The sequence below is a fragment of the uncultured Cetobacterium sp. genome (assembly GCF_947039425.1).
Taxonomy (GTDB): domain Bacteria; phylum Fusobacteriota; class Fusobacteriia; order Fusobacteriales; family Fusobacteriaceae; genus Cetobacterium_A.
On sequence record NZ_CAMQYW010000064.1, the window covers coordinates 1 to 8,052 of the forward strand.

General features: G+C 27.5%; 8 protein-coding genes and 1 pseudogene. 6 read left to right on the forward strand and 3 right to left on the reverse strand.

Annotated elements, in window-relative coordinates; translation table 11 throughout:
- Positions 1–292: pseudogene (locus Q0V09_RS05140) on the reverse strand (YgiQ family radical SAM protein); the annotation flags it as partial.
- A gap of 6 nt (positions 293–298) precedes the next feature.
- Positions 299–1,906: a putative manganese-dependent inorganic diphosphatase gene (locus tag Q0V09_RS05145; protein ID WP_297487475.1), complete on the reverse strand. Its 1,608-nt coding sequence runs from the start codon at positions 1,904–1,906 to the stop codon at positions 299–301.
- A gap of 187 nt (positions 1,907–2,093) precedes the next feature.
- On the opposite strand from Q0V09_RS05145, the gene Q0V09_RS05150 reads away from it, so the two are divergent.
- The 6 genes from Q0V09_RS05150 (at position 2,094) to Q0V09_RS05175 (ending at position 7,732) form a co-directional block, all read left to right on the forward strand.
- On the forward strand, positions 2,094–2,852 hold the full coding sequence (locus tag Q0V09_RS05150) for a TatD family hydrolase (RefSeq protein ID WP_297405866.1): 759 nt from the start codon (positions 2,094–2,096) through the stop codon (positions 2,850–2,852).
- On the forward strand, positions 2,853–3,221 hold the full coding sequence (gene acpS, locus Q0V09_RS05155; RefSeq protein WP_297405865.1) for a holo-ACP synthase: 369 nt from the start codon (positions 2,853–2,855) through the stop codon (positions 3,219–3,221).
- A 1-nt stretch (position 3,222) separates the two neighbouring features.
- Positions 3,223–3,642 (forward strand): NAD(P)H-dependent oxidoreductase subunit E, encoded by a 420-nt coding sequence (locus Q0V09_RS05160; protein ID WP_297405864.1) that lies wholly within the window; start codon positions 3,223–3,225, stop codon positions 3,640–3,642.
- Between the two features lie 13 nt (positions 3,643–3,655).
- Positions 3,656–4,760, forward strand: a protein-coding gene (gene prfB / locus Q0V09_RS05165; RefSeq protein WP_297405863.1) for a peptide chain release factor 2 whose coding sequence is annotated in 2 segments (ribosomal slippage) — positions 3,656–3,727 and positions 3,729–4,760 — 1,104 coding nt in all. Because the reading frame shifts where the segments join, the coding sequence is not laid out codon by codon here.
- Positions 4,761–4,833: 73 nt separating this feature from the next.
- Complete coding sequence (gene gltX / locus Q0V09_RS05170; protein ID WP_297405862.1) at positions 4,834–6,342, forward strand: glutamate--tRNA ligase; 1,509 nt, start codon at positions 4,834–4,836, stop codon at positions 6,340–6,342.
- 97 nt (positions 6,343–6,439) lie between these two features.
- Positions 6,440–7,732, forward strand: a complete 1,293-nt coding sequence (locus Q0V09_RS05175) for an AAA family ATPase (RefSeq protein ID WP_297405861.1) — start codon at positions 6,440–6,442, stop codon at positions 7,730–7,732.
- Between the two features lie 34 nt (positions 7,733–7,766).
- On the opposite strand, the gene Q0V09_RS05180 is transcribed toward Q0V09_RS05175, so the two are convergent.
- Positions 7,767–8,052: SPASM domain-containing protein (locus tag Q0V09_RS05180; RefSeq protein WP_297487477.1), on the reverse strand; the 286-nt coding region annotated here is incomplete at its 5' end.

Genomic DNA, 8,052 nt, shown 5'->3' on the forward strand with positions numbered 1-8,052 from the left:
CACTTTTTCTTTTTTTCTTAGTAGCAGTATAGTTAGCAACCATTGAGTCTACACAACCAGCAGAAACAGCCCAATAAAGATTAGGAACTCCAAGTCTTGTTATATCTTTATCTGAATTAATATCTGGTTGGGCAATAACTCCAACTTTAAAACCATGTTTAACTAACCACTTTCCAATAATAGCAGTTCCATTATATGAAGTATCCAAGTAAGTATCTCCAGATATTAAGATAATATCTAAAGAATCCCAACCAAGATTTTTAACTTCGGTCATTGTAGTAGGTAAAAACATTGATTATCACACTCCTTGTGAAGCAGCCATTAAGAAAGGAACAACCTGTTTCTTTCTAGAAACAACACCATCAACCCATGCAGTATTGTTTTCTAATTGAGTATGGAATCCTTTTTCAACAATATTAGAATCACCAATTACAAGTAACATTGAACCTGCTTTTACAATATCAGTAATAACAAGTACAGATAATTGATATCCTTTAACTTCGTTAGTTTTATTCATTACATTTTCTAAATTTTCTTTTTGATCTAAAAGCCCTTTTACATCAACAGTGTTAACTTGTGAAATAGCAAGTTTAATTCCATTCATAGTAAACTCTTTTTGATCCATAGTTAGTATCTCTTCAGGTGTTTTGTCTGATAAAGATGTACCTGCAATTAACATATCCATTCCATAAGTTTGGAAATCATTAACTTCAGCTATTTTAGCTAACTCTTTAGCAACTTCAATATCTTTTTCAGTACAAGTAGGTGATTTAAACATAAGTGTATCTGAAAGAATAGCACTTAACATTAAACCAGCCATTTCTTTTGGAGGAATAATATCAGCATCTTTATATAGATCATAAACTATAGTACAAGTTGATCCAACAGTTTCAGCATTAATTCTAACTGGTTCATTAGTTTCAAAGTTTCCGAATTTATGGTGGTCAACAACTTGAATAATTCTAGAATCTTTTAAACCATCAACTGATTGAGTAGCCTCATTGTGATCTACTAAAACAACTTTTTTTCTGTTAAAGTTAATTAAATTTTTAGTTCTAATAGTTCCATATACTTCACCATTATTATCTATAACAGGGAAGTTAGTTTGAGATGATTCTTTCATAATATCTTTAATATCAATTAAATGGTCATCTGTTGAGAATGAATAGAACTTCTCATTACCAAGAATAGATAAAATAGATATTGATTGAGATATAAGAGGTATAGTTCTAAAAAGAGAACCATTAACTCTTAAAATCGGTGTTTTAGAATCTCTTGGAAGGATAACATCCTCTTTATCACAACATAAGATGATCATCTTAACACCGAGCTCAATTAAGTCATCAACAGAATCTAGTAGAGTTGTAGTAATAACAATATCACCAGATGAGATATTTCTATATTCACTAACTCCTTTTAAATTAGCTTGGATTTGTCCAGTTGGATATTCACCACTAACAACTTCACCATTTAAAACATGTTTTAAATTTTCGTAAGTAGTGTGATACTTTGTGAATAAATCAGCATAATCTATATTTAAATATGCATTTGCAATTTCAGATATATGTATCATTCCTTTTAAATGATTTTTACTATTAACAACAGGTAAACTAGAGTAGTTTTCCTTAGTCATAATTTCAAGTGCTTTTTTTAAGGAATCTTTATGATTTATAGTTTTCTTTTCAATATGAGTAAGGTCTGAAATTTGAGCACTTACTGTTGAAAGAAACATTGGAGCCTCTATATTAAATTTGTTTAATACGAATTCAGTTTCCTTACTGATATTTCCTAATCTACAAGCTTGTGCCTTTTCACCTTGAAGCTCTTTTAGTGTAGCAAGAGAAAGAGCTGAACAGATTGAATCTGTATCTGGATTTTTGTGTCCAAAAATTAAAATTGGTTCCATGTAAAATACTCTCCTTTTTATTCATAAGTCTATTTAGTATTTTATCATTTTTTTGAAAATAGAACAACTAAATCTTTACTTTTCTTATAAAAAAACATTATTTACAGCATAATAAATAAGAGGAATTGTAGAAAATAAGTTTCTTGTATGATAAAATATAGATAAAAAAGATAATGAGGTGGTAATTGTGAAATTAGTAGATACACATTGTCATTTAGATAATGAAAAATTTAATGAAGATAGAGAAGAATTAATAGAAAAAATAGAAAATGAATTGGAATTTTGTGTGAATATAGGATATGACTTAGAAAGTTCAAAAAAAACTGTAGGTTATACAAAAAAATATAAAAAAATATATGGTGCTATAGGTATTCATCCAGTAGATATTACAGGATACAGTGATGAGTTAGAAAAAGAGTTAGAAGAACTAGCAAAAAATGAGAAAATAGTAGCAATAGGAGAGATAGGATTAGATTATCATTGGATGACTGAACCTAAAGATGTACAAAAAGATGGATTTAGAAGACAAATTAATTTGGCTGAAAAGCTTAATTTGCCAATAGTTGTTCATAGTAGAGATGCAATGGAAGATACAATAGAGATATTAAAAGAGTTTCCAAATATAAAAGGAATAATACACTGTTATCCTGGGTCTACAGAATCAGCTGAAATTTTAATAAAGAACTTTTATCTGGGAATTGGAGGAACATTAACTTTTAAAAATTCAAAAAAACTAGTAAATGTTGTAAAAAATATTCCACTAGAAAGATTAGTAATAGAAACAGATTGCCCATATTTAACACCAGAACCTTTTAGAGGAAAAAGAAACGAACCTTTATATGTAAAATATGTTGCAGAAAAAATTGCAGAAATAAAGGAAATTTCAATAGAAGAAGTAATAGAAGTAACTACAGAAAATGCAAGAAAAGTATATGGAATAAGATAGATGGGAATTCTAGGATTAGGAAATGACATTGTTGAAATAAGTAGAATTGAAAAAGCTATATTAAAAAAAGGGTTTTTAGAAAAGGTATTTACAGAAAAAGAAATTGAACTTATAAAATCTAAAGGTGGTAGAGCAGAAAGTTATGCAGGAAGATTTTCTGCAAAAGAAGCTATATCAAAAGCTTTTGGAACAGGTGTTAGAGGGTTTAAACTGACAGATATTGAAATTTTAAATGATGAATTAGGAAAACCTATAGTAAGTTTAAAGGGTATTTTAAAGGAGAGAGAGAAAAAGGTGAAAATTGAACTTTCTATCTCCCATTGTAAAGAGTATGCAACAGCAGTTGCACTTGTCTTAGAAAGGATGTAATATGGAAGAATTTTATAAAGAGTTAGATGATTTTATTGAGTCTTTAGATGATAAAAAAAATGATTATAAAATTTTATCATTTGTAGTAGATAGAAAAGGATATATTTCAGAAGAGATAATAAATTATATTGCTAAAAAAATAGATATGTTCCCATTTTCATTAGAAGGAACGATTAAGTTTTATCCTAAACTTCAAAAAGCTACAACAAAGTATTATATTCAGGTTTGTGTAGGAAGAAATTGTGGAAGAAAAGATTTAAAAGATAAAATTCAAGAGTTAAGAGAAAAAACAAGATTTATAATTGAAGAGAGAAATTGTTTAGGACATTGTGGAAGAGGAAGTACAGTAACAATAGGTGATGAAGTATTTAAATATAATACCTTAAATGAACTAGAAAAAAAAATAACAAATTTAAAATAAACATGGAGGATATATGGATATATTAGAGCTAAAAAGAGAATACAATCAATATAATGAAAAAATAAATGCAATAAGGGGGTCTCTTTGACCTTGAAAAAAGACTTGATAAAATAAAAAAATTAGAATCTAAGACTTTAGAAGAGGGATTTTGGAATGATAAATTATCAAGTGGAAAAATAATAAAAGAGATGAACGAAGAAAAAGATGTTGTAAAAGAGTTTGGAAATATAGAAACAATGTTTTTTGATGAAGAGATATTAATAGATTTTGTAGATTCTGGAGAAGAGGATTTTATAGATGAATTAACTGAAAAACATAGTGCACTAGCACATATGATTGATAATTTTGATACTAAAATGCTTTTAGATGGAGATTATGATGGAAATAATGCCATTGTTACAATTCACTCAGGTGCAGGTGGGACAGAAGCTTGTGATTGGGCAGATATGTTATATAGAATGTTTTTAAGATGGTTTAATTCAAGAGGGTTTAAAGTTACAGAGATGGATTTTATGGCGGGAGATTCAGTTGGAGTAAAATCAGTAACTTTATTAGTTGAAGGAACAAGAGCTTATGGTTATTTAAAAGGTGAAAAGGGAGTACATAGACTTGTAAGAATATCTCCATTTGATGCTAATAAAAAAAGACATACATCTTTTGCTTCAGTTGATGTTATGCCAGAGGTAGATGATACTGTAGAGATAGTTGTAGATTCTGGAGATTTAAGAATAGATACTTATAGAGCCTCAGGTGCAGGAGGACAACATGTAAATATGACAGATTCAGCTGTTAGAATAACACATATTCCAACAGGAGTAGTTGTAACTTGTCAAAAAGAAAGATCTCAATTAAATAATAGAGAAACTGCGATGAAACTTTTAAAATCTAAACTTCTTGAAATAGAGATGAAGAAAAAAGAGGAAGAATTGAAAAGAATACAAGGTGAGCAAAGTGAAATTGGTTGGGGAAGTCAAATAAGATCATATGTATTTCAACCATATACTTTAGTTAAAGATCATAGAACTGGAGTGGAATCTGGAAATATAAAAGCAGTTATGGATGGAGACTTAGATAGTTTTATAAATGGATATTTAAGATGGGTAAAAAATAAAAACTAATGATCTATCTTGAAAATATCATATATATAGATTATAATACAGGGTACAAATTAAATAAAAGGGAGAGATAATGATGGAAAGAAGAGTAAGAACAAGAATCGCACCTTCTCCAACAGGAGATCCACATGTAGGAACAGCATATATAGCTTTATTTAACTTAGCTTTTGCTCATAAAAATGGTGGAGACTTTATTTTAAGAATAGAGGATACAGATCAAAATAGATACACAGATGGTTCTGAAAAGATGATTTTCGATGCTTTAAAATGGTTAGATTTAAATTATGAAGAGGGTCCTGATTTAGGTGGAGAGTATGGACCATATAGACAATCTGAAAGATTTGATTTATACGGAGATTATGCTAAACAATTAGTTGAAAAAGGTGAAGCGTACTACTGTTTCTGTACACAAGATAGATTAGAAAAATTAAGAGAAAGACAAAAAGCAATGGGGAAAGCTCCAGGGTATGATGGACATTGTAGATCATTATCTCAAGAGGAAATAGATGCTAAGTTAGCAGCAGGGGAATCATATGTTATTAGATTAAAAATGCCATATGAAGGTGAAACTATTATAAAAGATAGATTAAGAGGAGATATTGTATTTGAAAATAATAAAATTGATGATCAAGTTTTATTAAAAGCAGATGGATACCCTACATATCACCTAGCAAATGTTGTTGATGATTATTTAATGAAAATAACTCATGTAATAAGAGCAGAAGAGTGGATTGCATCAACTCCAAAACATATTCAATTATATAAAGCATTTGGATGGGAAGCACCAGAGTTTATACATATGCCACTTTTAAGAAACTCAGATAGAACTAAAATATCTAAAAGAAAGAATCCGGTATCTTTAAATTGGTATCAAGAAGAGGGATATTTAAAAGAGGGAATTGTAAACTTCTTAGGATTAATGGGATATTCTTTTGGTGAAAATAAAGAGATCTTTACTTTACAAGAGTTTATTGATGGATTTGATATAGATAAGGTTGCTTTAGGAGGACCAGTATTCGATCTAGTTAAACTTGGATGGGTAAACAATCAACATATGAGATTAAAAGATTTAAAAGAATTAACTGAGTTAACACTTCCATTCTTTGAAAAAGCTGGTTTTGTAACAGGAATTCCAACTGAGAAAGAGTTTGATACAATTTCTAAAATAGTTGAAATTTTAAGAGAGGGAGCTCAAACTATGAAAGAGATAGTTGAAACTTCTGAAGTTTACTTTAAAGATGAGTATGAGTTACCAGTAGTAACTGAAGAGACTGAGAAAAAAGAAGTTAAAGGAATTGAAAGACTTCATTCAGTACTAAAAGATGAAATTGGAAAAAAAGCAATTAATTTATTCCAATCTAAAATAGAAGCTTGTGAAGAGGAAATTTCAATAGAGCATGCTAAAGAGTTATTAAAAGAAACTCTTGAAGGAATAGGAGAGGGACCAGGAAAAGTATATATGCCTTTAAGAGCTGTATTAACTGGATTACCTAAAGGAGCAGATTTATATAATCTAGTTGCTATTATAGGAAGAGAAAGAACATTAAACAGAATAAATAGAATGAAAAAATTATATAATATATAATATAGAGCTCTGCTAAATTAAATTTTAGTAGAGCTTTTTTTTAAAAGAAATTATATTGTTGGTAAGTACTATATTTATAGATGGTGAGGAGGAAGATATGGATATAGAAAAAGTCATAATAGAAAACTGGCAATGTATAAAATATTTAACAATAGAATTTGAAAAGTTAATGATTTTAATTGGAGAGGGAAATAGAGGGAAAACAAGTACCATAAGTGCAATAATGGCTAGTTTACATTGTAAAAGTATAAAAGAAAGTGATTTTTATAATGAGTCTTTAAATATAGTTATCAGATTAAAGTTAAAAACAAGTAGAGGTTTTGTAACTTTAAAATTTATAAAAAAGCCAGATTTAACAGAAGAGTATTATGAAATATATAGAGGAAATGAAAAAAAGTTATTAGATGTAGAGTATAAAAAAAGAATAGAAAAATTAAAAATAATAAAAATGTCATCAAAAGACATACAAATTAAAGATGCTTTTTGTAATATTAGAGATTTAAGTAGTGTTAAAAATGAAAAAATTTTAAAGGATTTAAATGGAAAAATAGATTTTTTAGAAAAAAATAGAGCATCTCAAAGCTTGCAAAGAAAAATTTTATTTAGCTTTTTTAAAAATATTTTAAAGGAGATAAAAAAAGAAAATATAAAAAATGAGATATATAATACTATTTTAATTTTTGAAGAGCCAGAATTACATTTAAATCCTCAATCAAGTAGGGAATTATATGATATTTTAATTAAATTATCAAAAATTGGAATTCAAATAATAATAGAAACGCATTCAAGTTATTTTGTAGGAATAAAGCAATATAAATCAATTTGTTTAATTAAAAAATTGTATGGTCAGGTAACAGCTTTTCAACATACAAAAGAGTTATTTAATGGGGATGAAATAAAGAACTTTAATATGAACTATTGGATAAATCCAGATAGAGGAGAGATATTTTTTGCAAAAAAAGTTATTTTAGTTGAGGGACAAACAGATAAAATAGCGATATCATTTTTAGCTAAAAAATTAGGTATATATAAATATAGATATTCTATTATTGAGTGTGGTAGTAAAAGTACTATACCACAGTTTATAAAGGTCTTGAATGCTTATAAAATAGCTTATATTGCAGTTTATGATAGGGATAATCACTCTTGGAGAAATGAAAAAGAATTGGAAATTTCTAGATTAAAAAATAAGAAAATAAAAAAACTAGTAAATAAAAAAATAGGTGGATATATAGAGTTTGAAAATGATATAGAAGAAGAAATTTTTAATGAAAAAAGGGAACGAAAAAATTATAAAAATAAGCCATATTATACATTACAAGAAATATCAAAAATTCATTACAAGTTAAGTGGAAGATTAGAAGATAAAATTAAAAAAATATATGAATAAAAATCCCAAATTCAAATATTTGGGATTTTTTATTTTATCTAAATTTTACTATATTAGCTATTTCAATAAGTTTAGAGATATTTTTAGAATAGAAAAATTTAAATGATTCACAAAATCTATTTTTATAATTGTCAGAAAAATCCTTATGTCTTCTACATCCACTTCTGCATAGATTTTTAAAAGAACAAACTTTACAATCATCATGCTCTTTTATTGAGGATTTTATAAAATCAACAGCTTTATCAGAGGAAATAAGGTTAATTAAAGAAGAGCTCATGATATTTCCTAATTTAAATTCATCAAGTACATAAAAATCACAA